This is a genomic window from Amycolatopsis antarctica (assembly GCF_002262875.1).
In the GTDB taxonomy this organism is placed as follows: Bacteria; Actinomycetota; Actinomycetes; order Mycobacteriales; family Pseudonocardiaceae; genus Amycolatopsis; species Amycolatopsis antarctica.
This window is the reverse complement of sequence record NZ_NKYE01000019.1, coordinates 42,004-68,120: the sequence shown is the minus strand read 5'-3', so window position 1 is coordinate 68,120 and position 26,117 is coordinate 42,004. Positions and strand designations below refer to the sequence as shown.

Genomic DNA, 26,117 nt, shown 5'->3' with positions numbered 1-26,117 from the left:
AATACGTCGACATATTGCGGCCGTGGTGGCGGCGACCGGGGCTCAGCGGGTGTCGTGGGTGGCGGTCACGGCGAGCATCCCGGCGAGCTGGTCGACCAGCCAGCCGTCGAGCTCCGCACGCGGCATCGTGCCCTCCTGCAACCAGCTCAGCAGCGTGCCCTCGACGACGGCCGTCCAGCAGCGCAGCGTCAGCAGCACGCGGGGCGAGGGGGTGGTCTCCCCCAGCGCGTCGAGGATGACCTCCACCGCGCGGTTGCGTACCTCGTCCACGGCGGCGTCGGTCTCCGAGGTGGCGATCACCGAACCGCTGCGCAAAAGAGCCACGTAACCCGCGCGGTACCGGTCGGCGACGTCGACGATTCCCCGCACGGCCTGCCGCAACCGCTCGGCCGGCTCACCGGTGGCCTGCCCTGCCAGACCGTCGATCAGCCCCTCGGTGACGGTCCGCAGGGCGGCCACCTGCAGTTCGCGCACGCTGGAGAAGTAGCGGTAGAACAACGGTCGCGAGATTCCGGCGTGCGCGGTCACATCGTCCACCGACACCTGTTCCGGCGGGCGGGCACCGAAGAGCTCCAGTGCCGCGCCGATCAGGTCCTCGCGGCGCCGCTGCGGCGACATGCGCCGTGGACGAGCCGGTCCGGTCACAGGCCGATGTTCCGTTTCGCCGCCGCCCGCAGCAGGCCGGGTGTCAACCGGGAGAGGACCAGGGCGGTCTTCGCCTCGGGAGTCGACGGTTGCACGGCGACGTCCCGTTCCACGGCGCGCAGCAGATCGGCGGCCACCTTCTCCGGGCCGAAGCCGCGTCGCGCGTAGAGGCCGGATGCCCTGCGCCGCTTGCTCTTCTCCTCCTCCTCGCTGACGCCGACGAACCGGGTGGTGGCGGTGATGTTCGTGCGCACGATGCCGGGGCAGATCGCGCTGACGCCGATGCGCTCCTCCGCGAGTTCCGCCCGCAGGCACTCGCTGAGCGTCAGTACCGCGGACTTCGTCGTGGCGTACGCGGGCAGCATGCGCGAGGGCAGGAACGCGGCGGCCGAGGCGATGTTGACGATGTGGCCGCCCTCCCCGCGTTCGACGAGCATCGGCGCGAACGCCCGGCAGCCGTGGATGACGCCCCACAGGTTGACGTCGATGACGCGCTGCCAGTCGGCCTCGCCGGTGTCCAGGAACGAGCCGGAGATGCCGATGCCGGCGTTGTTCACCACGATGTCGGGGACGCCGAGGGTGTCGCGGACGTCTGCGGCGAAGGCGTGCACGGCCGCACCGTCGCTGGAGTCCACTGTGTACTGGGCGACCCGCGCGCCCAGTTCATCGGCCAGCCGCGCGGTCTCGGCACGGCCGTCCGGGTCGATGTCGGTGAGCACCAGGTCCGCCCCGTGCCCGGCGAAGGCGAGCGCGGTGGCCCGGCCGATCCCGCTGCCCGCGCCGGTGACGACGACGAGGTGTCCGGCGAAACGTCCGGTGGCACCGACCCGGGTACGGCGCAGCCCGCGCGTCTCCGCACCGCCCTCGGCGTGATCGATCAGCTCGGCGGCCGCGTTGGCCACGACGTGCGGCCGGGACCTGGCCACCCAGTGCGTCCCGGGGATGATCCGGACCCGCAGATCCCGGACCCAGCGGCCGATCTCGGTCTGCATCGGCGTGGAGACGAACGCGTCCCCCGCCGGGGCCAGTACCTGGACCGGAATCTCGGTGCCCGCCGTGGCCGGGGACCCGAGGCGGGAGCCGATGTTGGCCCGGTAGAGCTGGAGGCCGTGCACCCCGTCGGCGGTGGCCGCGCCCTTCTCGGCCGGGTCGAGGCGGCCGATGACGCGGCGCATGATTCCGCTGCGCCAGGCCAGTTCCGGGATCAGCGGCAGGTGGAAGAAGCCGATGTACCAGGAGTGCAGGGCCTGGTACAGCAGGGTGCCGAGGGCACGGGGGCTCGGCCGCAGCAGCGACCGGAACCAGGCGCCCGCGTGGTCCAGGCTCGGTCCGGAGATCGAGGTGTAGGAGGCGATCCGCCCGCGCAGTGCCCCGCCGGTGACGGCGTGCCAGGTCTGGATGGCGCCCCAGTCGTGCGCCAGCAGGTGCACCTTCGCGTCCGGGCTGACGGCGTCGACCACGGCCGCCAGATCCGCGGCGAGCTGGTCCAGCCGGTAGTCCTGCTTGCGTTTGGGTTTGTCCGACTCGCCCGCGCCGCGGACGTCGTAGACGACCACCCGGTACCGGTCCTCGAGTTCGGCGGCGACGCCGTCCCACAGGGATCCGTTGTCCGGGTAGCCGTGCACGCAGACCACGGTGGGCGCGTCCGCCGCCGAGCGTCCGCGGGTGCGGACAGCCAGCCGGACGCCGTCGGACGCGATCACCCGGAGCCGTTCACCACTCTTGTCAGACATTCCGTCATGTTAGACATTCTGTCAACTAACCGCGATCGCGTGTCCGGCCGCGCAGCGCGCTCCCCCAGGTCCACGGTCTCCTCCGACGTCCCCTCGCAGAGGGAATCCCGCCGACGACGGGTCCCGCTTCCTGCCGAGCGGACTCGGCGGGCGCGTGTCGGCCCGGGGTCTCCGGCCCGGCGGGCCCGGGCAGAATGTCGGCCATGCTTCCTACGACCGACTTCGCGCTGCTGCGCCGCCTCGCCGCCGAACAAGCCAGCAACCGGGTGCCGTCACTGGTCGCGGCCGTGGTCCGGGACGGCCAGATCGTCTGGTCCGGTGCGCGCGGCCGGGTGGACGGCATGGTCCCGGACAACGACACCCAGTACCGCCTCGGCTCGATCACCAAGTCGATGGTCGCCGCGCTGGTGATGCGCCTGCGCGACGAGGGCAGGCTGGAGCTCAACGATCCGCTGGACAAGCACGTTCCCGGAACGCGGGTGGGCGCGTCGACCGTCGCCCAGCTCCTCTCGCACACCGGCGGGCTGACGGCGGAGTCGCCGGGCTCCTGGTGGGAACGCAGCCCCGGCGGCGACTGGGCCGCGCTGGAGGCGAGCCTGAGCCCGGACGAGGTGAAGCACCGGCCGGGCCGCCGCTTCCACTACTCGAACGTCGGTTACGGCATGCTCGGCGAGCTGGTGTCCCGGCTGCGCGGACGGTCGTGGGTGGAGGTCGCGCATGCCGAACTGCTCGAACCGCTCGGTATGAAGCGCACGACGGCCGCCCCCTCGGGAAGGCACGCCACCGGATACGCGGTGCACCCGTTCGCCGACGTCCTGCTGCCGGAGCCGGCCCCGGACGCTGGTGCGATGGCCCCGGCGGGGCAGTTCTGGTCGACGGTGAACGACCTGGCGCGCTGGACGGCGTTCGCCGGCGGCCACTCCGGCGAGGTGCTGCACCCGGACACCGTCGAGGAGATGCGCGCGGTGGCGACGGTCGACGACGGTGACGTGTGGGCCGCCGGTTACGGCCTCGGGTTCCAGTTGTTCCGCTACGGCGGGCGCAGGCTGGCCGGGCACACCGGTTCGATGCCCGGGTTCCTGGCGTGCAATCTGATCGACCCGGTGTCGCAGACGGGCGCGCTGGCGCTGGCGAACACCACCTCCGGGGCGGCGATCCCCTCGCTGACCGTCGACCTGATCTCCCTGGTCGAGGAGCACGAGCCGCGGCTGCCCGGCGAGTGGCAGCCGAGCGAGGTCGATCCGGCCCTGCTGACGCTGACCGGCCTGTGGCACTGGGGACCGTCGGCGTACCACCTTCGCCTGCTGCCGGACGGGCTGTTCGAGTTGTCGCCCGCCACCGACAGCGGTCGCGCGTCGCGGTTCCGTCCGGACGGGACGGACCGCTGGCTGGGCCTGGACGGCTACTACGCGGGCGAGACGCTGACCGTCGGACGGGACGCAGCCGGCGACCCCCGGCATCTCGACCTGGCGACGTTCATCTTCACCCGCACGCCCTACGACCCCGCCGCGCCGATCCCGGGCGGGGTCGACCCGGCAGGCTGGCAGAGCGGGCTCGGCTAGCGCGCGGGCGGGGTGAGGCCGAGGGCACCCGCGACGGCGTCGCCGAACCGGGTGCACAGCTTCTTGCCCTCGCCCCAGTCGACGACGCCGAACTTGAGCGAGGTGCGCACGGTCAGCGTCGATCCGCCGGGGGCGGGAGAGACCTGCGCGACGATCTCCTGCCCCCAGCTCCGCCAGGTGGTGCCGGTCCGGGTGGACAGCAGCCCGCGCTGCGCGTCGTAGTGCGGTCCGTGTCCTCGGACGGCGTCGACGCCCGCGGGCAGCGCGTTCCACACCGCCTCCGGCGGCGCCGGGAAGGGGAACTGAAGGTCGGCCATGTCCGTTACGTCCTCTCTGCCGGACACCGGGTCCAGATGGTGGACGTCACGGTAGCCACTCGACGCCCTCACGAGCGTGTGTTCGGCGCATTTGACAGACTTCGCCACATGACCGACGCGCCCCAGCTCACCCTGCCCGCAGACCTCAAGCCCGCCGACGGCCGCTTCGGCTGCGGACCGTCGAAGGTGCGCCCCGAGCAGCTTTCCCGGCTCGCGACCGAGGGCGGCGCGCTGCTCGGCACCTCGCACCGGCAGAAGCCGGTCAAGTCGCTCGTCGGCCGTGTCCGGTCCGGACTGACCGAACTGTTCGGCCTCCCCGATGGCTACGAGGTGGTGCTCGGCAACGGCGGGACGACCGCATTCTGGGACGCCGCGGCCTTCGGTCTCGTGCGCGAGCGCTCGCAGCACTTCACCTACGGCGAGTTCTCCGCGAAGTTCGCGACCGTCACCAAGGGCGCGCCGTTCCTGGCCGATCCGATCGTGGTGAAGGCGGAGCCGGGCGGCGCCCCCGAGATCGCGTTCGAGCAGGGCGCGGACCTGGTCGGCTGGGCGCACAACGAGACCTCGACCGGTGTCGCGGTGCCGGTGCACCGTCCCGCGGGCAGCGAGGGCGCGCTCGTCGCGATCGACGCGACCTCCGGTGCGGGTGGCCTGCCGGTGAACGCCGAGGACTTCGACGTCTACTACTTCGCGCCGCAGAAATCCTTCGCCTCGGACGGCGGGCTGTGGCTGGCGCTGATGTCGCCCGCGGCGATCGAGCGGGTCGGCGAACTCGGCGCCTCGGACCGCTGGATCCCGGAGTTCCTCTCGCTCACCACGGCGCTGGACAACTCGCGCAAGGATCAGACGTACAACACGCCCTCGGTGGCGACACTTTTCCTGCTGGCCGACCAGATCGAGTGGATGCTCGGCAACGGCGGGCTGTCCTGGGCGGTCGGGCGCACCAAGGACTCCTCGGACCGGCTCTACGACTGGGCGGAGCGCACCTCGTACACGACGCCGTTCGTTGCGGACAAGGCGCTGCGCTCGCAGGTCGTCGGCACGATCGACTTCGCCGAGGAGATCGACGCGGCCGCGGTGGCGAAGACCTTGCGCGCCAACGGGATCGTCGACGTCGAGCCGTACCGCAAGCTGGGCCGCAACCAGTTGCGCGTCGGCCTGTTCCCGGCGATCGACCCGGCGGACGTCTCGGCGCTGACCGCCAGCATCGAGTGGGTCGTGGAGCGTCTCGGCAACTAGGGCGCTGTCCGGGTGGCACCGGCGCAAGATCGGAGTTGACTCGGCGCGCCTAGCGCGTCAAGCCGACGCGCCGACTTACCGTGGACGCACGAGGTCGATGAATGCGGGGAGGCGGGCATGCGAGCGTTACGGGTAGTCGGGCTGCACGAGGACGGCAAGTCCATCGTGTGCGAGGACCCGGCGAGCCGTACGCGTTTCCTGCTGCCCGCCGACGAGCGACTGCGGGCTGCCGCCCGGGGCGATATCACCCGGCTCGGCCAGATCGAAATCGAGCTGGAGAGTCAGATGCGTCCACGCGAGATCCAGGCCAGGATCCGGTCCGGCGAGTCCGTCGACCAGGTCGCCACCAGCGCGGGGGTCTCCGTGCAGCGCGTCGAGCGCTTCGCGTACCCGGTACTGCTGGAGCGGTCCCGTACCGCCGAGATCGCCCAGTCCGCGCACCCGGTTCGCGAGGACGGGCCGGACGTGCAGACGCTGGGCGAGGTGGTGGCCTACACCTTCGGCGCACGGGGGCAGGACTACTCGCAGGCGACCTGGGACGCATGGCGCGGCGACGACGGGAAGTGGGTCATCGGGCTGCGCTGGAAGGCCGGCCGCTCGGACAACCGGGCGCACTGGGCGTTCGCTCCCGGGGCGCACGGCGGCACCGTCACCGCGCTGGACGAGCACGGTGAGGACCTGCTCGACCCGGACGCCCAGCACACCCGGACGCTGCGCTCGGTGGCGCAGCGGACCGTGGGCACCCAGCAGACGCTGGACGCGATCGAGGACGAGCCCGTGCGCGGCACCCTCGACGGTGCGGGCGGGCGGGTGATCGAGGCGCGGATCCCCGGTCACGACGGCGAGGACGACACCCGCGAGCTGCCGCGGATCCAGGACGAGGAACCGGGCCGCCCCGCGCTCGGCCGCAACGGGCACCCGATCGTGCCGTCCTGGGAGGACGTGCTGCTCGGCGTGCGTTCCCAGCGCGCCAACGGGAGCTGACGCACCGGGTACGCCTGCCGGTCAGCCCTCGGGCGTCCACAGCTCACGTTCGAGGGCGACCGCCCGGCCGGCGGCGGCAGCGGCCTCCTCGGCCGGAGCGCCTGCCCGTTGGTACGCGAGCGACCACTGCTCGGCCACGTCCGAGACGAACCGCCGGCCCTCTTCCGAGTTCATCGCGCGCATGACCTCGTCGAGGGTGCTGCCGGGCTCGTCGATCAACATCCGCAGGCCCAGGAACGCGGCGTCCCAGCCGCCACCACCGGCCGCGGGGCCGTACTCCTGCCAGTGCTCGTCGTTGTCGCCGTAGTGGCTCACGGTGAGCGTCGCGGTTCCCGGCTCCGTCTCCTCGATGGTGGCGCTCACCCGGGAGGTGTCACCGCCGTGCTCCCAGGTGATGGTCAGGGCGTGTGGGGGGTCGCAGGTCTCGATGGTGCCGACGGTGCCGCTGTCGGCCATCCGATAACGCCCGCCGAGCCGGAGAGACCCCTCGACGGGTTCGAACCAGCGGGCGAGGCGTTCGGGCGTGGTGCACGCGTCCCAGAGGTCCTCGGCCGTGGTGGCGAAGGCCTGCGTCAGGGTGACCACGTTCGTCGTGTCGTCGAAGCCGACCCGGCGGAGTACCTCGTTGATCTGCGTGGCGATGTTCATGATCGGTCTCCTCACGATTCCTGACGGCGATCGCGCTTGCCGCGCGCGATCTCGGTGTCCAGCGCCGACAACGAGACGCCCCACAACGCCCGCAGCCGGTCGACCCACTCGCCGATCTCCTCGAGACCCTCGCGATCCAGGCTGTAGATGCGACGTGAGCCGTCGACGCGGGAGCGCACCAGTCCCGCCTCCCGCAGCACCCTGAGGTGGCGGGACGCGGCGGGCTGGCTCACGCCGAACTCGTCGTGCACGGCCGCGCTCAGCTCGCCGGCCGTGCGATCGCGTACCGCGAGCTGCTCCACCATCCGGAGACGGGCTCGGTCGCTCAGAGCACCGAACTGATTCACGTATTCTTTATATAACGAGAATCGGAAATCGACAAGCCGCCACCCGCCGTCGTGCTCAGTGCTCCGGGTCGCCGATCCGTTCGGCCAGTGCCTTCGGGGCGATCCGCAGGTACGCCTCGCGGACGATCTCGCGGATCTCCCGCCAGTCCACGCCGACGTCGAGGTAGACGCCGAGCCAACCGCGATGCCCCACGTACGGCGGGCGGAAGAAGCGCGAGGGCTCCTCGCCGACCAGCTCCTCCTGCACCCCGGGCGGCGCCGCGCACCAGAAACCGAACCGGTCGTCGTGGTGGTGGTCGGACAGCATCACTAAGGTCTTCCTGCCTCGGACGAACCAGGTCGGCTCACCGTGACTGAGCCGCTCGGTGACCTCCGGCAACTCCAGGCACAGCGCACGCAGCTTCGCCACGGCGCCGTCGTGGTCCTCGCTCATCCCCGCATCCTGCCTGCCGGCACCGACATGACGCGCGGCGTGCCGCGGCCGGGCGAGGTTCAGAACGCGAGCACCAGCACCGGAATCCAAGACAGCGCCAGGCCCGCGGCGGCGCCGAGCACCACCCAGCGCAGAATCGGCAGCCTGCGCCCCAGCCACAGCGAGGGGGCGAGTCCGGCGGTCACCACCAGCGCCGCGCCGATGGCGAGCCAGCCCGAGGTCTCGCCGGCCAGCGCACTGGTCAGCGCCACGATCGCGACGAGGACGACCACGCCGACGAACGCGGCGACCACCAGGCCGGTCGCCCACGGGGTGGGTTCCGGCGCGTACCGCTCGGCCTGGAACATGCGCCCGAACCGGCGTACGACACCAGGAACGGGGACGGCCTGCCCCGGGCCGTGCGGTGCCGCGGGGGCCGGCGGCGCGATCAGCGAGACGGCACCGGTCACCGGGTCGGCATAGCTGACCGCGACGCCCATCGTGGCGGCGAGCCGGGCCGCGAGTTGCCGCCCGCGCTGGGACACGACGGCACCCGCGGCGGCGTCCTCGTCCGCATCGCCGGCGGACCCCGGTCGCGTCCCGGCGGCGGGTTCGCCCGGGTCCGTTCCGGCTCGGCGCACGGCGGAGGCCACTCTCGCCCATTCGCGCAACGCCTCGGTCAGGCCGGGCTCCAACGGGAGCGTGCGCGGGTCGACCTGACGTTCCCGGGTGCCCGTCCGCCCGACCAGCACGGCCTGCTCGCCCTGGATCCGCAGCTCCACCGCGCTCCTCCGTTCCGCATCGCCGTTCGCGGTAAACCTACCCACGACGGCCGAGTTCGTAGAACGCCACGGCCGCAGCGGTGGCGACGTTGAGCGAGTCGACGCCGTCCGCCATGTCGATGCGCACCGCGTCGCCCGCCGCGGCCAGCGCCTCCGCGCTGAGCCCCGGCCCTTCCGAGCCGAGCAGCACCGCGACCTTGCCCGCACCCGCGGAACCGAACGCCCGCAGCGACACCGCTTCCGCCCGCGGCGTCAGCGCCGCTACCCGGAAACCCTTGTCGCGCAACCATTCCAACCCGGACGGCCAGGGTTGCAACAGGCCGAACGGCACTCGCAGCACGTTGCCCATGGACACCCGGACGCTGCGCCGGTAGAGCGGGTCGGCGCAGCCAGGGCCGAGCAGCACGCCGTCGATGCCGAGGGCGGCGGCGTTGCGGAAGATGGAGCCGAGGTTCTCGTGATCACCGACCCCCTCCAGCACAGCGAGCACCCTGGCCCGGTCGGCGAGTTCGGCGGCGTCCGGCTGCGGGGCCTTGTCGGCCACGGCGAGCACGCCGCGATTGAGGTGGAAGCCGACCACCTCGGCCATCGTCTCGGCGGAGGTGACGTACGCGGGGACCTCGGTGCCGGCGAGATCGGCGGCGAGGTCGGCGATCCTGCGCTCCACCCCGAGCAGCGCCCGCACCGGGTAGGCGGATTCGAGCAGTCTGCGAACGACGACGGTGCCCTCGGCGATGACAAATCCCCGCCCGCCGGGGCGATCGGGTCTGCGGTCGGCGGTGGACAGTTCGCGGAAGTCGTCCAGCCGGGGGTCGCCGACGTCGTCGGTGTAGATCAGCCGTGCCACGCGGCGAGTCTTCCACCCGCCGCGGAGTCCCTTACCTCATACCGAACGTGTGCACAGGGTGAGGCGGACGTGACACACAGCACCAGTTTGGCCGCTAGCACGGGCGGGAAGCCTGTGCCACGGTTGACCGTCGGGCCGGGGACACCGCCACGGCAACGGGGAGCCATGGTCGACGAGAAGCAGGGATGCGTCATGGGCAAGGACGTTTCGTCGGATCCGTTCTCCCCGGCCGATCGTGGCCGGTACCGCCGCAAGGTCCAGCGTTGCCTGGATACGCTGGCACGGATGTTGTCCGACGGCAGTTTTTCCTTTCCACGCAAGCACATCGGGCTCGAGGTGGAACTGAATCTCGTCGAGGAGGACCTGGGCCCCTCGATGTCGAACACCGCGGTGCTCGAGGCACTCGACGATCCGGCGTTCACCACCGAGCTCAGCCAGCACAACCTGGAACTGAATGTCCCGCCGCGCCCGCTGGCCGGCGACTCGGCCCTGGAACTCGAGGCCGACGTGCGCGACTATCTCGCCCGCGCCCACCGCTGTGCCACCGAGACCGGTGCGGGCCTGACCATGATCGGCATCCTGCCGACCCTGCGGCCGGAGCACTTCGACCAGAAGTGGCTCACCAACAACCCGCGCTACTCCTTGCTCAACGACCAGATCTTCGCCGCCCGCGGCGAGCAGACCGTGCTGGCACTCGAAGGTTCCGGCCTGCCGGGCGGACAAGGGGAACGGCTCCGGCAGCACGCCGAGTCGATCCTGCCGGAGGCGGCGTGCACCTCGGTCCAGCTACATCTTCAGGTGGCGCCGGAGGAGTTCGCCGCGCACTGGAACGCCGCGCAGTGCCTGGCCGGGGCCCAGGTGGCACTGGCCGCCAATTCCCCTTTCCTGCTGGGGAAGGCGCTCTGGCACGAGACCCGCATCCCGCTGTTCCTGCAAGCGACCGACACGCGTCCGGAGGAACTGCGCAATCAGGGCGTCCGGCCGAGGGTGTGGTTCGGCGAACGGTGGATCACCTCGATCTTCGACCTGTTCGAGGAGAACGTCCGATACTTCCCCGGGCTGCTGCCGGAGACCGATCCGGAGGATCCGCTGGAGGCACTGGAATCCGGCAACACACCGAAGCTGACCGAACTGCGCCTGCACAACGGCACCGTCTGGCGCTGGAACCGCCCGGTGTACGACGTGGTGGACGGGAAACCGCATCTGCGCGTGGAGAACCGCGTACTGCCCGCGGGTCCGACGGTGCTCGACGTGATGGCGAACGCCGCCTTCTTCTACGGCGCCCAGCGCGCCCTGGCCGAGGACGAACGTCCGGTGTGGACGCAGATGTCGTTCCAGGCGGCGGAGGACAACCTCTACGCCGGGGCGCGGGGCGGCATGGAGAGCAAGCTGTACTGGCCGGGCGCGGGCTGGGTTCCCGCGGACGAGCTGGTGCTGCGGACGCTGCTGCCGCTGGCGCACGAGGGCCTGCGCCGTTCGGAGGTGTCCGATGCGGCACGGGAACGCTTCCTCGGGGTGATCGAGCAACGCTGCCTGACCCGGCAGAACGGTGCCGTCTGGCAGCGCGAGACGGTGGCAGTGGCCGAGCGCCGCGGCGCGGACCGGGAGACGGCGATCGCCGGAATGCTGGCCAGGTACCTGGAGCTGGAGCAGGCGGGCGAGCCGGTGCACACCTGGCCGATCGAATCCTGAGCCGTTCGTAACCTTCCGCCGGACCGGAACCGTGCGCTCCGCGTGGCACCATGGCAGCGGCCGTGGAGGAGGTACGCGGATGCCCAAGATCATCGGCGGTTCGCTGACCGAGCATCGCGCCCAGGTGCGCGCCCGGGTCTTCGACGCGCTGCGCAGGCAGCTCTACGAACGCGGCTTCGAGGCGATCACCCTCGCCGGGGTGGCGGCGGAGGCGCAGGTCGGCCGGACGGCGATCTACAACCACTTCCCGGACAAGAAGGCGCTGCTGGTCGCGTTCGTCGAGGACGAGGCGGAGACGTACGTGCGCAGGCTCGCGGACGCGGTGGCGGCCGTGGACGATCCGGTGGAGCAGCTCGCGACCTACGTCCGGCTGCAGTTGCGGGTGCTCGCCGAGTACCACCTGCCGCCCGGAACCGCACTGGCCGCCGCACTGCCGACGTCGACGTACCGGCGGATCGCCGCGCACGCGGACCCGATCACCGCGCAGTTGCGGGACATCCTGGTCGCCGGAATGCGGTCGGGCAGGCTGCCCGAGGAGGACCCGGACGTGCTGCTGCCGATGATCACGGCGGCGCTGGCGAGCCGGGACATCATCGCGGTGCCCCCGGAGGAGCTCGAGGCGGCGATCGACACCGCGGTGCGCTTCGTGCTGCGTGCCGTCGGGGTGCGGTCGCTGCCCGCAAACAGAAAATAAGGGTAGCCTTACTCGCGGATTTGCCCTAGGCTCTTTTATGACAGGTTGTCAGATAGATTGCCGACGACAGGGGTGAGCGTCCGATGGCGTCCACGACCGCACCGTCCGAACTCGACGCACGACCGTTCTCCAAGGTGCTCCGCGAGTCCACCCGCGCCGTGCACGAGAAGGCCAACCACTCGACCTACATGGACGCGCTGCTCGGCGGGGAACTCCAGCTCGCCGACTACACCCGCCTCGCCGTGCAGTACTACTTCATCTACCGGACGATCGAGCAGGTCAGCGACCGGATGACCGGCGACGAGGTCGGCAGCCGGTTCGTGTTCGACGAGCTGCGCAGGCTGCCTTCGCTGCGCCGGGACCTGGCGTACCTGGTCGGCGCGGACTGGGAGTCGGCGATCGAACCCCTGCCGGCCACCATGGCGTACTGCCAGCGGATCCGCGAGGTCTCCGCGGAGTGGGCGGGCGGCTACGTGGCCCACCACTACACCCGCTACCTCGGCGACATCGCGGGCGGGCAGATCATCCGGCGCCTTCTGGAGAACACCTACGGCGTCCAGGGTCCGGGCACGCTCTTCTACCACTTCGACCGGCTCGACAGCGCCCCCGCGTTCCGCGACCGCTACCGCGCCCGGCTCGACGCCGCGCCGTGGAGCGAGGCGGAGCGCGAGCGGGTCGTCGCCGAGACCCTGATCGCGTTCGAGTGCAACGTCGCGGTCTTCGACGAACTCGACGCGGAGATCGGCGAGCGCACGCACCCCTGACGGCGCGACCCCCGTCACAGAAGCCTTGACCTCGATGTAAGTCGAGGTAGCAGGCTTGTTTGCGACGGCTCCCACCCGGGTACTGCGTATCGGGCGTAGTCCGTTCCACCGTCACCGAGGTCGGCCCCAGGTCGCCGGGAACGAGTGAGAGCTACTAGGTTCGGTAACGATAGAGGTTTGCGTCGAAACGACAAGGAGGGCTAATGGCCCTGTACGAGCTCCCCGATCTCGATTACGACTACAGCGCCCTCGCGCCGCACATCTCCGGCGAGATCAACGAGCTGCATCACAGCAAGCACCACGCGACCTACGTCAAGGGCGCGAACGACACGATGGACAAGCTCGCCGCCGCCCGCGACGCGGACGACTTCGGCTCGATCGTCGGGCTGGAGACCACGCTGGCCTTCAACCTCGCCGGCCACGCCAACCACGTCGTCTGGTGGAAGATCCTCTCCCCCAACGGCGGCGACAAGCCCACCGGCGAGCTGGCGGCGGCGATCGACGAGAGCTTCGGCTCCTTCGACAAGTTCAAGGCGCAGTTCACCGCCGTCTGCACCACGATCCAGGGCAACGGCTGGGGCGCGCTCTCCTGGGACCCGATCGGCAAGACGCTGATCACCCAGCAGCTTCGCGACCACCACAACAACCTGATCCTGCCGACGACGCCGATCCTGCTCGTCGACGTCTGGGAGCACGCGTTCTACCTGGACTACAAGAACGTCAAGCCGGACTACGTCAAGGCGCTGTGGAACATCTTCGACTGGGAAGAGATCGGCAAGCGCTTCGAGGCCGCGAAGGCGGGCGGCAACGGCCTGCTTCTCGGCTGAGCACCGGTACGACCCCGGCAAGCAGCGTCAGCACCGAAAGGGACCTCTCCACCCGGAGGGGTCCCTTTTCGCACTCCAGCGACCGCAATACGTCGACATATTGCGATGCCTCGTGCGCGATGTTTCGCAATACGTCGACGTATTGCGGTCAGGGTTGGACCTCGATCGCGGTCGAGGTGGCATCGTTGCGGTATGGACGTGAACGCCTACCTCGAGCGGATCGGCGCACATCGGCCCGATCGCCCCGACGCGGAGGCCCTGCGGGACCTGCACGAACGACACCTGCGCTCGGTGCCGTTCGAGAACCTGAGCATCCACCTCGGCGAGCCGATCGACCTCGCCGAGAGCGCGCTCGCCGAGAAGATCATCCAGCGGCGGCGCGGCGGATTCTGTTACGAACTCAACGGCCTGTTCGCCGTCCTGCTGCGCGAACTCGGCTTCGAGGTCTCCCTGCTCTCCGCGAAGGTGGCGCGCCCGGACGGAAGCCTCGGCCCGCCCTTCGACCACATGGCGCTGCGGGTCGAACTGGACGAGCCCTGGCTGGCCGACGTCGGCTTCGGCAAGCACTCGCTGCGCCCGCTCCGGCTGACGGCCGCCGAGCCGCAGCCGGACCCGTACGGCGAGTTCCTGGTCGTCGACACACCGGAGGGCGACCTCGAGGTACGCCGGGACGGTGTGGTGGCCTACGTCGCGGAGCGACGGCAGCGTGCGCTGAGCGACTTCGCACCGACCGCGTGGTGGCAGGCGACCTCGCCGGTGTCCCCGTTCCGCAAGGGGACGACCTGCTCGATGCCCTCCGGCGACGGGCGGGTGACGATCGCGGGCGGGCTGCTGATCGAGACCGGCGCGGACGGCGACCGGGCGGAGACGGCGCTGGAAACGGATGACGCGATCCTGGCCGCGTACCGGGAGCGTTTCGGTATGACGCTCGAACATGTGCCGGACCTGTTGACGCGGACGCGGGAACCGTCCACCGTGGGGACCGGACAGTGAATGAGGCCCCGGCACCGGGGTTGGCCGGTGCCGGGGCCTCATTCGTTCCCGAACTGACTGCCGCTCCCACCACGAAGCGGACATTGATGAGGTTAGCCTAACCTCACACGGAGCGCAAGGGCGCTACCGCCTGCTGAGAACGCGCAGCCTGTGCGCGGTCCGGCCGGCCGGGCGCAGGGGTCTCCTGCCGCTCCGCCGGAGCAGCACCACCGCGCAGAGCACGGCTGCCAGCGCGGACACCACACCGCCGATGAAGAACGGTGACCGTCCGCCGAAGGTGTCCGCCACCCAGCCCGTCAGCAGGCCGCCCGCCGGATTGCCGCCGACCAGCACCAGCACGTACAAGCCCATCACCCGGCCCCGCATCTCCGGGCTCACCGAGGTCTGGACGAGTGCGTTCGCGGTGTTCAGGAAGGTGATCGTGGCGAATCCGAGCGGCACGAGCGCCAGACCGAATGCCAGGTACGTGGGCATGAACCCGGCGACGAACTCCAGCGCCCCCAGCCCGAACGCCGAGACCAGCAGCAGCCGCAGCCGCGGTTCGGTACGTGATCCACGACGGGCAGCGGCCAGCGCCCCGACGAAGGTGCCCACGGCGAGCAGGGTGGACAGCAGGCCGTAACCGTCCGCGGCCGTGCCGAACACGTTGCCGGCCACGACGGCGAGCGAGGTGAAGAAGGTGATGCCGAACGTGCTGACGAAGAACACCAGCACCATCAGCGTCAGCAGGTCGCGGCGGTGCCGCACGTAGCGCAGCCCTTCGGTCAACTGCCCCTTCGCCCTGGCGACCCTCGGGCCGCGGAACAACTTGTCCGGATCCATCAGCGCCAGCCCGGCGATCACGGCGAGCGTGCTGACCGAGTTGGCGAGGAACAGCCAGCCGGTGCCCACCCAGGTGATCACGAAGCCGGCGATGGCGGGCCCGACGATACGAGCCAGGTTGAAGATCGACGAGTTCAGCGCGACGGCATTGGTGATGTGCCTGCGCCCCACCATCTCCGCGACGAACGACTGCCGGGTGGGGATCTCCAGCGCGGAGAGGGTCCCCAGCACGAAGCACAGCACGTACGCCTGCCACAGCGTGACGACCCCGGCTATGTCGAGCACACCCAGCAGGACTCCCTGCAGGCACACGCCGATCTGGATGCCGATCAGCAGCTTGCGCTTGTCCACCCGGTCGGCGAGCACGCCTGCCCACAGCGACAGCAGCAGCGTCGGCGTGAACTGCAGCGCCACGGCGATGCCGAGTGCCATCGGATCGTTGCCCGACAGCGTGAACACCAGCCAGTCCTGGGCGATGCGCTGCATCCAGGTCCCGATGTTCGACACCACCTGGCCGGAGAAGAAGAGCCGGTAGTTGCGGTTGCGCAGCGAGGCGAACGTTCCAGGACGGGGTCCGGCGGGCCGGGGTGGGTCGCCGGAGGGGTCCGAGGACGATTCCGGTGGGTTCGGCGGGCCGGGCGGATCCGGCGGCGGGTCCGGTTTCCGGGTAGCGGTGTCCGGCGGAAGTACGTGGGCCTCTTCTCGGGCGCTACCCGCAAATCCCGGCATTCGCTCTTACTGCTCCGCCATTCTCTCGATGATCTCGGCGGCGTGGGAGAGCGTCTCGCGCTCCTCCTCGCTCAGGGCTTCCAGTTGCTGTTCCAACCAGACCTCACGGGCGGAGATGACCGCCTGCACGTACTCCAGGCCCGTCGGCGACAGTTCGACGATCGACTGCCTGCCATCGGTCGGATGTGGGCTGCGATCGACGTACCCCAGGTCCTCCAGCGCCGCGATGACCCTGGTCATCGACGGGGGCTGCACGCCTTCCCGCACCGCGAGCTTCCCCGGACTCATCGGTCCACATTTGTGCAATGTGGACAGAGCCGAGACCTGCGTGAGCGAGACGTCCTGACTGGTCCGCTGTGCCCGTAACCGGCGGTTCAACCGCACCACGGAGACCCGCAGCCTGCTGGCCAGCGAGGTCTCACGTTCGACTACCGGCATATCGTTAGCATACCTCACGATCGTTGACCCTTTCTCGTGAACCTCGACACCGCACTCGCTCCCCCCGCACACGGCCACCGTCCGCCCAGCACGCGCGGGCTCAGCCGAACACCGCCCGGATCGGGCCGATCGCGAAGTAGACGACGAAGGCCGCCGAGGTGATCCACATCAGCGGATGCACCTCGCGGGCACGCCCGGTGACCGCACGAATCACCACGAAGCTGACGAAACCCGCGCCGATGCCATTGGCGATCGAGTACGTGAACGGCATGACCACGATCGTCAGGAACGCGGGCAGCGCGAGCGAGAAGTCGGCGAAGTCGATCTCGGTGATCTGCTTGATCATCAGCGCCCCGACGACCACCAGCGCGGGCGCGGCGGCCTCGACCGGGATGACCTCGTACAACGGCGTCAGGAACATCGCCGCCAGGAACAGCAGACCGGTCACCACGTTCGCCAGCCCGGTCCGCGCCCCCTCCGCGATCCCGGCGGCCGACTCGACGAACACGGTGTTGGAGCTCGTCGAGGCCGCACCGCCGGCGACCGCGCCCACCCCGTCGACGAACAGCGCCTTGCCCGCGTTCGGCAGCGTGCCGTCCTTGCCGATGGCGCCGGACTCCTTGCCCAGCCCGGTCATCGTGCCGATCGTGTCGAAGAAGTCGGTCAGTACCAGGGTGAAGACCAGCAGCGCGGCGGTGATCGCCGGGACCTGCGCCCAGGCGTCGAAGTTGAACTCCCCCAGCAGCGACAGATCCGGCAGCCCGACGACCTGTTCCGGCAGCCCGGGGTAGCCGAGGTTCCAGCCCTTCGGGTTCTCCCCCGCCGACGGGCCGACCTTGGCGATCGCCTCGACGACGATCGACAGCACCGTCGCGGACAGCACACCGATCAGGATCGCGCCCTTCACCCCGCGGGCCACCAGTACGCCGGTGAGGATCAGGCCGAAGACGAACACCGCCGTCGGCCAGGACGCGATCGAGCCGTCGATGCCGAGCGAGACCGGCACGGTCGTCTCGGCGGCGTCGGGGAGCCTGCGGACGAAACCGGCGTCCACGAAGCCGATCAGTGCGATGAACAGGCCGATCCCCACCGCGATCGCGGCCTTGAGCGGGGCGGGCACGGCGTTGAACACCATCGTCCGCACTCCGGTCACCACCAGCAGCAACACGATCAGCCCGTTCACCACCACCAGGCCCATCGCCGCCGGCCAGCTCATCTGCGGTGCGATGGTCACCGCCAGCAGCGAGTTGACGCCCAGTCCGGTGGCGATCGCGAAGGGATAGTTGGCGACGAGTCCGAACAGGATCGTCATCACGCCCGCGACCAGCGCGGTCGCCGCGGCCACCTGGTTCACCGGCAGCACGTTGCCGAAGAGGTCGGTCTTGGCCGCGGTGTCCTCGGCGGAGAAGCTGCCGATGATCAGCGGGTTGAGCACGATGATGTACGCCATCGTCACGAAGGTGACGACCCCGCCGCGAACCTCGCGCCCCGGCGTGGATCCGCGTTCGCTGATCTTGAAGAACCCGTCGAGCCGTGTTCCCGCCCTCATGCCTGCCTCCTCGAACCCGCCGCTGTCCCGGGTACCCTTCCGGACGTGGAGCGACCGAGCAACGACAGCGTGGCCACCGGCGGTCTCCGGCCCACCCCGGAGCTGACCGGAAAGCTCACCGATCTGTGGCCGATCGTCGTCGCCGGCAACGTGCTGTGGTTCCTCGCCTTCGCCGTCCTGCTCACCGTCCGGCTGGTTTCCGACGCCCGCCCGGACGTCTGGATGTGGTCCGCCGCGGCCGGTTTCCTGCTCGGCTTCCTCGGCATGGCGATCATGTACTGGCAACGCTCCGCATCCCGGCGCGGCGCCAAGGGCGCACAGCGCAACCTCTGACGCGCGCGGTCAGCCCAGCAGCGTCATCGGCTCCGGTTCCTCCAGCAGGGCCACCACCAGGTGCCGCTCGGCCCACCTGCCCGCGGTCCAGGCGAGCGCCCTGCCCAGCCCGGCCGGGGAGTCCTCTGCGTGCGGCTCACCGGCCACCCACCACGGCACCTCGTACGCAAGGCCGTGCGCGCGCACGGTCAGCACCTCGTGCACGATCACCCGGCCGTCCGGGACTCCGAAACCGAGCAGGTCGGCGACGAGGGCGACGGCGCCGAGTTCGGCCCACCGCACGGCTTCGCCGCCACCGTCCGGTTCCGCTTCGGTCTCCTCCCCGGCCAGCGGCAGGTCCAGCAGTTCGGCGAGTCGCTCCGGTGGCCCGCCCGCGACCAGCCGGTCCGCGGGCCACACCGCCGTCAGCCACGGCTCGTCCAGCACCACCGCCCGGTCCGCCGGGATCACCGAACCGTCCAGTGCGCGGACCGAGCCGGGGACGTCCACCGGCTCCACCTCCGCGAGGGCGAGCGCGGCGTGTACCCGGATCGCCAGCCCCGGCGGGATCGGCCGGTCCGGATCGGCCAGCCGGTCCAGCAGGTCGGCGGCGTCCTCGGCGTCCTCCACGGCCAGCGCCGTGCGCACCCCGGCCGCGCGCAGCACGTCCTCGCCGACCTCTCTCGCGGGCACCGCGTCGTAGAGGCCGGCGAGGTCGTTCGCCGTGGCCAGCCGCAGGTCCCGGGGCGCGTCGCCGTCGAGAAGGGCGTACCGGGAGATCCACCAGCCGGTGTGGCCGCCGGGCTCGGTCAGTGCCCGCCGGGTGGACGGGCTCGCGGCCAGCAGCCGCAGCGCGGAGGGCCAGGCGTCGTCGGCGACCAGGTCCAGGTCGCGCACGGCGAGCACCCTGGCGGGCGGGGTCGCACGCGCCTGCCACCACTCCCGCTCCTCGGGCAGGTCGTGGCCGGGCTCGGTGGGTTCCTCGTCGGTGACCACGGCGAAGCCGTCGAGCACCCCCACGGCGGTCAGCGCCTCGACGGGCAGACCTCGCGCCCCGGCCTCGTCCAGCACGTCCAGCGGACCGTCCTCGCCGAGCGCACCGGGATCCAGCACGTCGAGCAGCGCCGAGCCTGGCAGCACCAGTTCCCGCGCGGGCCGCCACCCGCCGTCCCGCGCGGGCAGGGCCAGCGCCCCGAGCCATTCCCGTCCGCCTGCCTGGGAAACCATGCGCAGCAAGGCATCCACCAGCGGGCGAACGTCCATTCCGGACAGTGCGTCGGAGACGCTGCGCTCCACCGCCTCGGCCAGCGCCGGTGTGTCGAGCAGGTCGCCGGTATCGGCCTGCCGGGCGCCGAGACGTTCCAGCAGCGGGTGGGCCGAGTCCGGATGGACCAGCCGCAGGCCGACCACCTCGGCCTCGGCCAGCACCTCGGCGAGCCCGGAGAGTTCACCGGCGAGCAGAGCGCCGCGCGGGCCGGGAAGGGTACGGCCGTCGCGCAGCGGTACCGGCAGAGCCGCGAGCTCGTCCACCGCGACCTCGCGCGCGTCGACGAGTGCGCCCAGCGCGGTGTACAGCTCGCGCCACCATGACGGCGGCCGGTCGATGCCGGTGACCGCCTCGACCACCGCCGCCCCCCCGAGACCGGATGCACCCGGGGGACCGAGCCGTCGAAGCGTTTCCGGCCCGCACAACGGGGCGGCGACCAGTCCCGGCACCACCTCGGCGAGCAGGTCGGCCAGCTCGCCGGAAGCGAGGCCGAGCACGCTGGCCTCGCTTCCGGTGAGGTCACCATCGCGTGGGGCGCGCGCCGACGGCAGCCACGGCTCGCGGGCCAGCGCGCCGAGGACCAGCCCGCGCATTGAAGCGTCCACTTCGGACAGTGGGAATCCACCGCCGGGCACCATTGACGGCCGCTGCGCGGGAGGCAGTGCCGCCGCCAGTGCCGGATATGCGGTCGCGGCACCGGCCAGCACCTCGGTCACCGCCGCCCCGGCGGCGATCCTCCTGCGGGAGGGGTCGACCGGCACCGTGGCGATGAGCCGGGCGGGCAGCGAAAGGCGCTCGTCGGTCGGCGTCGGCGCGTGCAGCACCTCGTCCGCGAGCGGGAGCAGCGCTCCACCGGCGTCGACGGGCAGCGCCCACACGCAGTTCCAGCACCTGCCCGCCGAGCCCTCGACCCCCAGCGTCGCGAGGGCCTCCGGGGTGAACTCCCCGGACACGGCCCGGGTCAGCCAGCGTTCGACGGCCCCGTCCGGGCCGGTGATCTCGACGGCGTCCCCGTCCGGGACGCGCGACCAGCCCGCCCCGCCGATCTCGACCGTCCGCAGCCAGGGCAGCGCGAGCAGCACGTCGCGGACGCCCGCCTCGATCTCCGCGAGCAGCGCGGGAACGTCCACATCGGACCGTACGGGTAGTCGGATCTCGGTGTCGAAACCTTGCGGCACCGGGGTTTCGTCCGGTTCCGGCTCCCAGAGCAGGCGGAGGACCGGTACGTCCCCTGCGCGGGCGGCGAGCTGCTCCCGAACCCCGGCGAGCTCGGCCACCGCGTCCTGGGTGCGCCGCGCGGAGAAGGCCACGCCTCGATCCCCGGACACCACCCGGGGGGCGTCGGTCACGGCGAGCACGGCGGCGAACCCGACGCCGAACCGTCCGACCGAGTCCGCTCCCGGCCGCTTGGCCGAGGCGCGCAGCGAGGCCAGCGCGGCGATCCCGGCGTCGTCGATGGGCGCGCCGGTGTTCGCGACCCGCAACTCGCCGTCCACAAAGGACACTCGAAGCGTGCCCGGTGTGCCTGCCTGCGCGGCCGCGTCCGCGGCGTTCTGCGCCAGCTCCACGAAGAGCCGATCGCGGTAGCCGCCGCGGCGCAGGTCCTCCTCGGCGTTGGCGTCCTCGGTGAACCGGGTCGGCGACTCGGCCCAGGCCCGCAGGACCGCGGCCCGCAGTGCCTCCGCCGAACCGGGTTCAGGACTCGGCGCGGTCACCCGGCGTCGTCTCGTCCGTCTCGCCATCGGCCGCCGTCGCCGGGGCCGCGCTGGCCGGGGTCACGGCGTCGTCGGCGCTGCCCGGGTTCACGCTGTCCGGGGTCGCAGCCTCGTCGGCGCTGTCCGGAGCGGCGGTCCCGGTGGTCCCGGCCGCCGGAGGGTCGGTGTCCGGCACGGCAGGCGGCACGGCCGGGGCCTCCGCCGTCACCGTGGTCTCCGGCGCCGTGGTCTCCGGCGCCGTGGCCTCGGGCGCCGTGGCCTCGGGCGCCGTGGCCTCGGGCGCCGTGGTGGTTTCCCGAACCGTGGTCTCCGACGGGGTGGCGACTTCGGCGGAGGCCTGCTCGACCGGTGCTTCCGGCGGCTCCGGCACCGTTCCGGCCTTGTCCGCGTCCGGAACGGGCTGCTCGGCCGGAAGCGCCTCCGGCCGTTCGGCGGGAGCGGCGGCGACGGCCTCAGCACCCTCGGCACCCGCACCCTCGACGTCAGCACCCTGGGTTCCGTCAGCCTCGGCGGACGTCCCCTCGGTGCCGGTGGTCGCGTTCTCGGCGGCGGCCTCCGCGCGCTCCGGGGCCTCCGGGGCGGGCTCGGTGTCCAGCAGCGAGTCGTCGTAGACCAGTTCCGCGACGGGCACCGAGGACGAGATGTCCACGGTGACCTCCGAGTGGGCGCCGCAGCCGTACTCGGCGTGCACCACATGCCCGTCGGCCGGAGCGATGTCGTTGCCACACACGCCGAACGCGGCACGCAGCGAACCGCCCAGCTCGACGTAGAAACCGCAGGTGCCACAGACGTCGGGGGCACCGCGAGCCATGTCCGACCGCGGGCCGAACTCGCCATCGCTCCAGCGGGCGGCCGCGTCCTGCCTGCCGTAGCGCGACATCACCCGCACCCGGCCGAAACCGAACTCGTACGCGACCTCCTCGACCTCGGGGTCGTCGGAGGCCAGGTACGCCGGAGCGAGCCGTTCGTCGTCGTCCGCTGCCGGGAAGATGTCGCCGACGCCGAGGTCACCGGCTCGCACGCGACGGTCCCACGGCACCCACTTCGGCGCGACGAGCGCCTCGGGCCCTGGCCGGAGGACGACCTCGCTGACCGTGACCGGGGCTCCCTCGCCGGCCGTGGCCACCGTGACCGACCAGTGCCAGCCCCGGTAACCGGGAACGTGGGCGTCGAACCGATGGGTCAGGCAGACGGCGTCCTCGTGCTCGACACCGGCGTGCTCACCGACCTGTTCGGCGCCGGCTTCCTCGACCGCCGCGGCACGCGCGATGCCGACCGCCTCGGTGAGTACCTGCCGGGTCGCGCCGTCGTCGAGAGTCAGCAGGAGCGTCATGGCGTCGATTGTGCCGTACGTCCTCGTGCCAAGCTGGGGTGGTGCGCCCTGTCACCACGTTCACCTCCGCGTTTCTCGCCGCCGCCACGCTCACCGGGTGCACCAGCGCGCCCGCACAGCCACCGCCCGGCTCGGCGCCGGAGGAACGGCTGCGGACGGAGGTCGTCGAGGTGCTCGCACACGACCCGGCGGCGTTCACCCAGGGCCTGGAACTGGTCGACGGCGTGCTGTACGAGGGCACCGGGCTGGTCGGCAGCTCCTCGATCCGCTCGGGTCCGCCCGGTCTGCCGCCGACGACGCGGGTGCCACTGGACGCCGGACTGTTCGGCGAGGGCATCACCGTCGCCGGGCCGACCCTCTGGCAGCTCACCTGGACCGACGGCTTCGCCATCCGCCGGGACGCCGCCACTCTCGCCGAGCGGGAACGGGTGCCCTTCGACGGGGAGGGCTGGGGACTGTGCCACCAGGACGGACGCGACCGGCTGGTGATGAGCGACGGCTCCGGCACGCTCACCTTCCGCGATCCCCGCACGTTCGCGCCGACCGGCACGCTGGAGGTCCGCTCGGCGGCAGGGCCGGTGGACGAGCTGAACGAGCTGGAATGCGTCGGCGAGGAGGTCTACGCGAACGTCTGGCAGACCGACACCGTGCTCCGCATCGACTCGGCGACCGGGGCCGTCACCGCCCGGATCGACGCGTCCGGCCTGCTCAGCGAGGCCGAACAGGCGCAGGCGGACGTGCTCAACGGCATCGCCGCGGTGGCCGGGACGGACCAGTTCCTGCTCACCGGCAAGCTGTGGCCGAAGATGTTCCGGACAAGACTCGTACCGTCGGGCTGACCGACCGGCGAAAACCACCCCCAGTACGGCAGGATTGACCCGTGATGCGTTCCCGTTCCCAGTCCGACCCGGACGGCCCCCGCTTCGGCCGTCGCGGGCAGGGTCGCGCGGGTCGCAAGTCGAAGCGCAAGTGGACGCCCGAGCCCGGCGCGGAGCGGTCCGCCGCGCCTCCCCCGCAGGCGCCACCGCCGCCGTCCGACCGTCCGCGCAGCCGCTTCTACGACGACGGCCAGGACACGCCGCCGCCACCCTCCCGGCCCGCCACCCGGCACATGCCGATGGAGCAGGGCCACGGGGCGCCGACCGCGGACGACGCGCCGACCGGGGCGATCCCGGCGGCCGAACGCCAGACCGTGCGGGGTGCCCGTCAGTACCGGCCACCGCGACCCGAGTTCGACCGCACCCAGCCCGTCCGGCGGGACCAGCCGCGCACCGGTGACTACGAGCGGTACGACACCGGGGGCAACTACCCGCAGCGTCCCCGCTACGACCAGTACCAGGACGAGCGGCACGACCGAGCCCCGTACGGCCACGACCGGTACGGCCGCGACCGGTACGACAACGGCCGGTACGAGAACGAGCGGCACGAACAGGATCGGTACGAGCAGGCGCCGCCGGGCGGATACCAGGACGGCCGCGAGGAGCAGGCGTCCCACCACGAAGCCGCCGCCGCGGCCGCCGCCGGGACCGTGCCCAAGCTGCCGAAGAAGATCACCGTCACCCGGGTGGCGGCACTGCGCAGCAGGCAGCTCACCGGCCAGGCCGTGGACGCCTTCCACCGGGCGCACCGCGCGGACGGGGCGGACAAGTCCGGCCTGACCTCGCTGAGCTTCTCGGTGATGCTGAACTACGCCAGCGACGCGGCGATGGCCATCGCGCTGGCGAACACCCTGTTCTTCGCCGCGAGCAGCGGTGAGAGCAAGGGCAAGGTGGCGTTGTACCTGCTGATCACCATCGCGCCCTTCGCACTCGTCGCGCCCGTCATCGGCCCCGCACTGGACAAGATCCAGCGGGGCAGGCGGCTGGCGATGTCGGTGTCCTCGGCCGGGCAGGCGCTGATGTGCGTCGTCATGGCGCTCAACTTCGACACCTGGCTCCTGTATCCGGCGGCGCTCGGCAAGATGGTGCTGTCGAAGTCGTTCATGGTGCTGAAATCCTCGGTCACCCCGAGGGTGGTGCCACCGGATATCACCCTGTCCAAGACCAACGCCCGGTTGACCGTGTTCGGCCTGGCCGCGGGCGGCATGTTCGGTGCGGTGGCGAGCGGGTTCAACGGCGTCCTCGGCTCATCCGGCGCGTTGTGGTTCACGGCCGCGATCTGCGTGGTCGGCACCTGGCAGGCGATGCGGATCCCGTCCTGGGTGGAGGTCACCGAGGGCGAGGTACCGGCGTCGCTGTCGTCGAAACCGGAGAAGAAGAAACGGCAGCCGATGGGCAGGCATGTCGTGGTTTCGTTGTGGGGCAACGGGACCGTGCGCGTGCTGACCGGGTTCCTGATGATGTTCGCGGCGTTCGCGATCAAGTCGCAGGCCGAGGCCGGCGGCCAGACGCCGTTCATGCAGTTGCTGCTGCTGGGCGTGATCGGTGCCGCCGCCGGGATCGGCGGCTTCGCCGGCAACGCGCTGGGTTCCCGGCTCCAGTTCGGCAAGCCGGACCAGGTGGTCCTCTACTGCGTCGCCGCGACGCTCGGCGCGACCGTGCTGGCTTCGGTGATCTCCGGCATCACCACCGCCGCGATCGTCGGCCTCCTCGGCTCGACGGCAAGCGCGCTCGCCAAGATCAGCCTCGACGCGGTGATCCAGCAGGATCTGCCGGAGGAGTCGCGGGCCTCGGCGTTCGGCCGGTCGGAGACCGTGCTGCAGATGGCGTGGTGCTTCGGCGGCGCCGTGGGCCTGCTGCTGCCGCCGACGTACTGGATCGGCTTCCTGGTCGTCTCCGTGCTGCTGGCGATCGGCCTGGCGCAGACCTTCCTGGTGCGCCGTGGCAGTTCGCTGATCCCCGGTCTCGGCGGCGACCGGCCGCTGCGGCCGGACCGGGCGCCCAGCACGGCGCCGCGGCGGCCCGCCGAGGGACCGGCTCCGTCCCGCGACCACTCGGGCTCGTAGTCTCTGCTGCATGCGACGACGTGCAGTGGCGGGCCTGCTGGCCGGTGCCGCCGTGACCGTGACCGGTTGTTCCGCCCCGGGTGCCCCGGAGGTCAGCTTCTACGCGGACGGCCGCACGGTCAACGCCGCGCCGTTGATCTACTGCGACGCGATCGTCAGCTCGTGCGAGCAGAACGAGGGCGCCGCCGCGAAAATCCCGGTGCGGGCGGGCATGCCGGTACAGATCTCGTTGCCGTCCGAGGTCGCGGAGACGCCGTGGGTGGTGAACGTTCAGTACACCGACGCCGAGGGCAACCTGAAGCCGATCAAGCAGGAGTTCTTCGGCCAGGACAGCAGGCTCGCCTACACCGCGACCGGGGACGCGCCGGGCGATCAGGTGCTCGTCGTGGAGATCCAGCAGCTCGGCGCCGCCTACGCCGCCGACGCCACGGGCATGCCGATCCCGGACGCCGACGGCAACCCGCAACTCGTCGTCCGCGGCGTCTGGTCGTTCCAGGTCGAACGCTGAGCCGCGGCTACCGG

General features: G+C 71.4%; 25 protein-coding genes. 12 read left to right on the top strand and 13 right to left on the bottom strand.

Going from position 1 to position 26,117, the window contains the following annotated elements:
• Positions 1 to 42: 42 nt before the first annotated feature.
• Complete coding sequence (locus CFN78_RS24595; protein WP_094865390.1) at positions 43 to 618, bottom strand: TetR/AcrR family transcriptional regulator; 576 nt, start codon at positions 616 to 618, stop codon at positions 43 to 45.
• 23 nt (positions 619 to 641) lie between these two features.
• The gene (locus CFN78_RS24590; RefSeq protein WP_420807923.1) at positions 642 to 2,378 is read right to left on the bottom strand and encodes an SDR family oxidoreductase; all 1,737 of its coding nucleotides are present in this window, start codon (positions 2,376 to 2,378) and stop codon (positions 642 to 644) included.
• A gap of 203 nt (positions 2,379 to 2,581) precedes the next feature.
• Here CFN78_RS24590 and CFN78_RS24585 point away from each other — a divergent pair, with 203 nt between their 5' ends.
• Entirely contained in the window at positions 2,582 to 3,940 is a 1,359-nt protein-coding gene (locus CFN78_RS24585) for a serine hydrolase domain-containing protein (protein WP_094865460.1), read from the top strand.
• Here CFN78_RS24585 and CFN78_RS24580 read toward each other — a convergent pair.
• Positions 3,937 to 4,257 carry a hypothetical protein gene (locus CFN78_RS24580; protein WP_094865389.1) on the bottom strand — a complete coding sequence of 107 codons (321 nt, stop codon included), beginning with the start codon at positions 4,255 to 4,257 and terminating at the stop codon, positions 3,937 to 3,939. The genes CFN78_RS24585 and CFN78_RS24580 overlap by 4 nt on opposite strands.
• Positions 4,258 to 4,365: 108 nt before the next feature.
• Here CFN78_RS24580 and serC point away from each other — a divergent pair, with 108 nt between their 5' ends.
• A complete protein-coding gene (gene serC, locus CFN78_RS24575; protein ID WP_094865388.1) occupies positions 4,366 to 5,496 on the top strand; it encodes a phosphoserine transaminase in 1,131 nt (376 codons plus the stop codon).
• Positions 5,497 to 5,613: 117 nt separating this feature from the next.
• A complete protein-coding gene (gene sepH, locus CFN78_RS24570) occupies positions 5,614 to 6,480 on the top strand; it encodes a septation protein SepH (protein WP_094865387.1) in 867 nt (288 codons plus the stop codon).
• Between the two features lie 21 nt (positions 6,481 to 6,501).
• Here sepH and CFN78_RS24565 read toward each other — a convergent pair whose 3' ends face one another.
• Genes CFN78_RS24565 through CFN78_RS24545 form a run of 5 tightly spaced genes read right to left on the bottom strand, consistent with a single transcriptional unit; the run spans position 6,502 to position 9,516 of the window.
• Positions 6,502 to 7,128, bottom strand: a complete 627-nt coding sequence (locus CFN78_RS24565; RefSeq protein WP_094865386.1) for an SRPBCC domain-containing protein — start codon at positions 7,126 to 7,128, stop codon at positions 6,502 to 6,504.
• Between the two features lie 11 nt (positions 7,129 to 7,139).
• Entirely contained in the window at positions 7,140 to 7,475 is a 336-nt protein-coding gene (locus tag CFN78_RS24560; protein WP_240519669.1) for an ArsR/SmtB family transcription factor, read from the bottom strand.
• A 55-nt stretch (positions 7,476 to 7,530) separates the two neighbouring features.
• Positions 7,531 to 7,908 carry an MmcQ/YjbR family DNA-binding protein gene (locus tag CFN78_RS24555; RefSeq protein ID WP_094865384.1) on the bottom strand — a complete coding sequence of 126 codons (378 nt, stop codon included), beginning with the start codon at positions 7,906 to 7,908 and terminating at the stop codon, positions 7,531 to 7,533.
• Positions 7,909 to 7,967: 59 nt separating this feature from the next.
• Positions 7,968 to 8,669, bottom strand: coding sequence for a DUF2537 domain-containing protein (locus CFN78_RS24550; protein ID WP_094865383.1), 702 nt, complete (start codon positions 8,667 to 8,669; stop codon positions 7,968 to 7,970).
• A 37-nt stretch (positions 8,670 to 8,706) separates the two neighbouring features.
• Positions 8,707 to 9,516 (bottom strand): TrmH family RNA methyltransferase, encoded by an 810-nt coding sequence (locus tag CFN78_RS24545; RefSeq protein WP_094865382.1) that lies wholly within the window; start codon positions 9,514 to 9,516, stop codon positions 8,707 to 8,709.
• Between the two features lie 192 nt (positions 9,517 to 9,708).
• On the opposite strand from CFN78_RS24545, the gene CFN78_RS24540 reads away from it, so the two are divergent.
• From CFN78_RS24540 to CFN78_RS24520, 5 genes are all read left to right on the top strand, one after another.
• A complete protein-coding gene (locus CFN78_RS24540; RefSeq protein WP_094865459.1) occupies positions 9,709 to 11,208 on the top strand; it encodes a glutamate-cysteine ligase family protein in 1,500 nt (499 codons plus the stop codon).
• 79 nt (positions 11,209 to 11,287) lie between these two features.
• Positions 11,288 to 11,902 carry a TetR/AcrR family transcriptional regulator gene (locus CFN78_RS24535; protein WP_094865381.1) on the top strand — a complete coding sequence of 205 codons (615 nt, stop codon included), beginning with the start codon at positions 11,288 to 11,290 and terminating at the stop codon, positions 11,900 to 11,902.
• An 83-nt stretch (positions 11,903 to 11,985) separates the two neighbouring features.
• Positions 11,986 to 12,666 (top strand): biliverdin-producing heme oxygenase, encoded by a 681-nt coding sequence (locus CFN78_RS24530; protein ID WP_094865380.1) that lies wholly within the window; start codon positions 11,986 to 11,988, stop codon positions 12,664 to 12,666.
• Between the two features lie 203 nt (positions 12,667 to 12,869).
• A complete protein-coding gene (locus CFN78_RS24525; RefSeq protein ID WP_094865379.1) occupies positions 12,870 to 13,493 on the top strand; it encodes a superoxide dismutase in 624 nt (207 codons plus the stop codon).
• A 192-nt stretch (positions 13,494 to 13,685) separates the two neighbouring features.
• A complete protein-coding gene (locus tag CFN78_RS24520; RefSeq protein WP_094865378.1) occupies positions 13,686 to 14,486 on the top strand; it encodes an arylamine N-acetyltransferase family protein in 801 nt (266 codons plus the stop codon).
• 123 nt (positions 14,487 to 14,609) lie between these two features.
• Here CFN78_RS24520 and CFN78_RS24515 read toward each other — a convergent pair whose 3' ends face one another.
• The 3 genes from CFN78_RS24515 to CFN78_RS24505 form a co-directional block, all read right to left on the bottom strand.
• Positions 14,610 to 16,037, bottom strand: a complete 1,428-nt coding sequence (locus CFN78_RS24515; protein ID WP_094865377.1) for an MFS transporter — start codon at positions 16,035 to 16,037, stop codon at positions 14,610 to 14,612.
• A 6-nt stretch (positions 16,038 to 16,043) separates the two neighbouring features.
• Positions 16,044 to 16,475, bottom strand: coding sequence for a MarR family winged helix-turn-helix transcriptional regulator (locus tag CFN78_RS24510; protein WP_094865376.1), 432 nt, complete (start codon positions 16,473 to 16,475; stop codon positions 16,044 to 16,046).
• Between the two features lie 100 nt (positions 16,476 to 16,575).
• Entirely contained in the window at positions 16,576 to 18,024 is a 1,449-nt protein-coding gene (locus CFN78_RS24505) for an NCS2 family permease (protein WP_094865375.1), read from the bottom strand.
• A gap of 45 nt (positions 18,025 to 18,069) precedes the next feature.
• On the opposite strand from CFN78_RS24505, the gene CFN78_RS24500 reads away from it, so the two are divergent.
• Complete coding sequence (locus CFN78_RS24500; RefSeq protein WP_094865374.1) at positions 18,070 to 18,357, top strand: DUF2530 domain-containing protein; 288 nt, start codon at positions 18,070 to 18,072, stop codon at positions 18,355 to 18,357.
• Between the two features lie 9 nt (positions 18,358 to 18,366).
• Here CFN78_RS24500 and CFN78_RS24495 read toward each other — a convergent pair whose 3' ends face one another.
• Both CFN78_RS24495 and CFN78_RS24490 read right to left on the bottom strand, forming a co-directional pair.
• Positions 18,367 to 21,345, bottom strand: a complete 2,979-nt coding sequence (locus CFN78_RS24495; RefSeq protein WP_165777691.1) for a sacsin N-terminal ATP-binding-like domain-containing protein — start codon at positions 21,343 to 21,345, stop codon at positions 18,367 to 18,369.
• Positions 21,299 to 22,651 (bottom strand): DUF3027 domain-containing protein, encoded by a 1,353-nt coding sequence (locus tag CFN78_RS24490; protein ID WP_094865372.1) that lies wholly within the window; start codon positions 22,649 to 22,651, stop codon positions 21,299 to 21,301. The genes CFN78_RS24495 and CFN78_RS24490 overlap by 47 nt, the downstream gene beginning before the upstream one ends.
• Positions 22,652 to 22,692: 41 nt before the next feature.
• Here CFN78_RS24490 and CFN78_RS24485 point away from each other — a divergent pair, with 41 nt between their 5' ends.
• The 3 genes from CFN78_RS24485 to CFN78_RS24475 are packed head-to-tail and all read left to right on the top strand — an operon-like array spanning position 22,693 to position 26,103.
• Positions 22,693 to 23,490, top strand: a complete 798-nt coding sequence (locus CFN78_RS24485) for a glutaminyl-peptide cyclotransferase (RefSeq protein ID WP_094865458.1) — start codon at positions 22,693 to 22,695, stop codon at positions 23,488 to 23,490.
• 44 nt (positions 23,491 to 23,534) lie between these two features.
• Complete coding sequence (locus CFN78_RS24480) at positions 23,535 to 25,595, top strand: MFS transporter (protein WP_094865371.1); 2,061 nt, start codon at positions 23,535 to 23,537, stop codon at positions 25,593 to 25,595.
• 10 nt (positions 25,596 to 25,605) lie between these two features.
• Entirely contained in the window at positions 25,606 to 26,103 is a 498-nt protein-coding gene (locus CFN78_RS24475) for a DUF2771 family protein (RefSeq protein WP_094865370.1), read from the top strand.
• Positions 26,104 to 26,117 lie beyond the last annotated feature (14 nt).

Excerpts from the sequence above, each read along its gene's own strand:
- CFN78_RS24535 (WP_094865381.1), top strand. The coding sequence starts at position 11,288 with ATGCCCAAGATCATCGGCGGTTCGCTGACCGAGCATCGCGCCCAGGTG.
- CFN78_RS24520 (WP_094865378.1), top strand. The coding sequence starts at position 13,686 with ATGGACGTGAACGCCTACCTCGAGCGGATCGGCGCACATCGGCCCGAT.
- CFN78_RS24505 (WP_094865375.1), bottom strand. The coding sequence starts at position 18,024 with ATGAGGGCGGGAACACGGCTCGACGGGTTCTTCAAGATCAGCGAACGC.
- CFN78_RS24515 (WP_094865377.1), bottom strand. The coding sequence starts at position 16,037 with ATGCCGGGATTTGCGGGTAGCGCCCGAGAAGAGGCCCACGTACTTCCG.
- CFN78_RS24590 (WP_420807923.1), bottom strand. The coding sequence starts at position 2,378 with ATGTCTGACAAGAGTGGTGAACGGCTCCGGGTGATCGCGTCCGACGGC.
- CFN78_RS24530 (WP_094865380.1), top strand. The coding sequence starts at position 11,986 with ATGGCGTCCACGACCGCACCGTCCGAACTCGACGCACGACCGTTCTCC.
- CFN78_RS24585 (WP_094865460.1), top strand. The coding sequence starts at position 2,582 with ATGCTTCCTACGACCGACTTCGCGCTGCTGCGCCGCCTCGCCGCCGAA.
- CFN78_RS24480 (WP_094865371.1), top strand. The coding sequence starts at position 23,535 with ATGCGTTCCCGTTCCCAGTCCGACCCGGACGGCCCCCGCTTCGGCCGT.
- serC (WP_094865388.1), top strand. The coding sequence starts at position 4,366 with ATGACCGACGCGCCCCAGCTCACCCTGCCCGCAGACCTCAAGCCCGCC.
- CFN78_RS24475 (WP_094865370.1), top strand. The coding sequence starts at position 25,606 with ATGCGACGACGTGCAGTGGCGGGCCTGCTGGCCGGTGCCGCCGTGACC.
- CFN78_RS24490 (WP_094865372.1), bottom strand. The coding sequence starts at position 22,651 with ATGACGCTCCTGCTGACTCTCGACGACGGCGCGACCCGGCAGGTACTC.
- CFN78_RS24525 (WP_094865379.1), top strand. The coding sequence starts at position 12,870 with ATGGCCCTGTACGAGCTCCCCGATCTCGATTACGACTACAGCGCCCTC.
- CFN78_RS24580 (WP_094865389.1), bottom strand. The coding sequence starts at position 4,257 with ATGGCCGACCTTCAGTTCCCCTTCCCGGCGCCGCCGGAGGCGGTGTGG.
- CFN78_RS24540 (WP_094865459.1), top strand. The coding sequence starts at position 9,709 with ATGGGCAAGGACGTTTCGTCGGATCCGTTCTCCCCGGCCGATCGTGGC.
- sepH (WP_094865387.1), top strand. The coding sequence starts at position 5,614 with ATGCGAGCGTTACGGGTAGTCGGGCTGCACGAGGACGGCAAGTCCATC.
- CFN78_RS24555 (WP_094865384.1), bottom strand. The coding sequence starts at position 7,908 with ATGAGCGAGGACCACGACGGCGCCGTGGCGAAGCTGCGTGCGCTGTGC.
- CFN78_RS24565 (WP_094865386.1), bottom strand. The coding sequence starts at position 7,128 with ATGAACATCGCCACGCAGATCAACGAGGTACTCCGCCGGGTCGGCTTC.
- CFN78_RS24510 (WP_094865376.1), bottom strand. The coding sequence starts at position 16,475 with ATGCCGGTAGTCGAACGTGAGACCTCGCTGGCCAGCAGGCTGCGGGTC.
- CFN78_RS24595 (WP_094865390.1), bottom strand. The coding sequence starts at position 618 with ATGTCGCCGCAGCGGCGCCGCGAGGACCTGATCGGCGCGGCACTGGAG.
- CFN78_RS24495 (WP_165777691.1), bottom strand. The coding sequence starts at position 21,345 with ATGGCGAGACGGACGAGACGACGCCGGGTGACCGCGCCGAGTCCTGAA.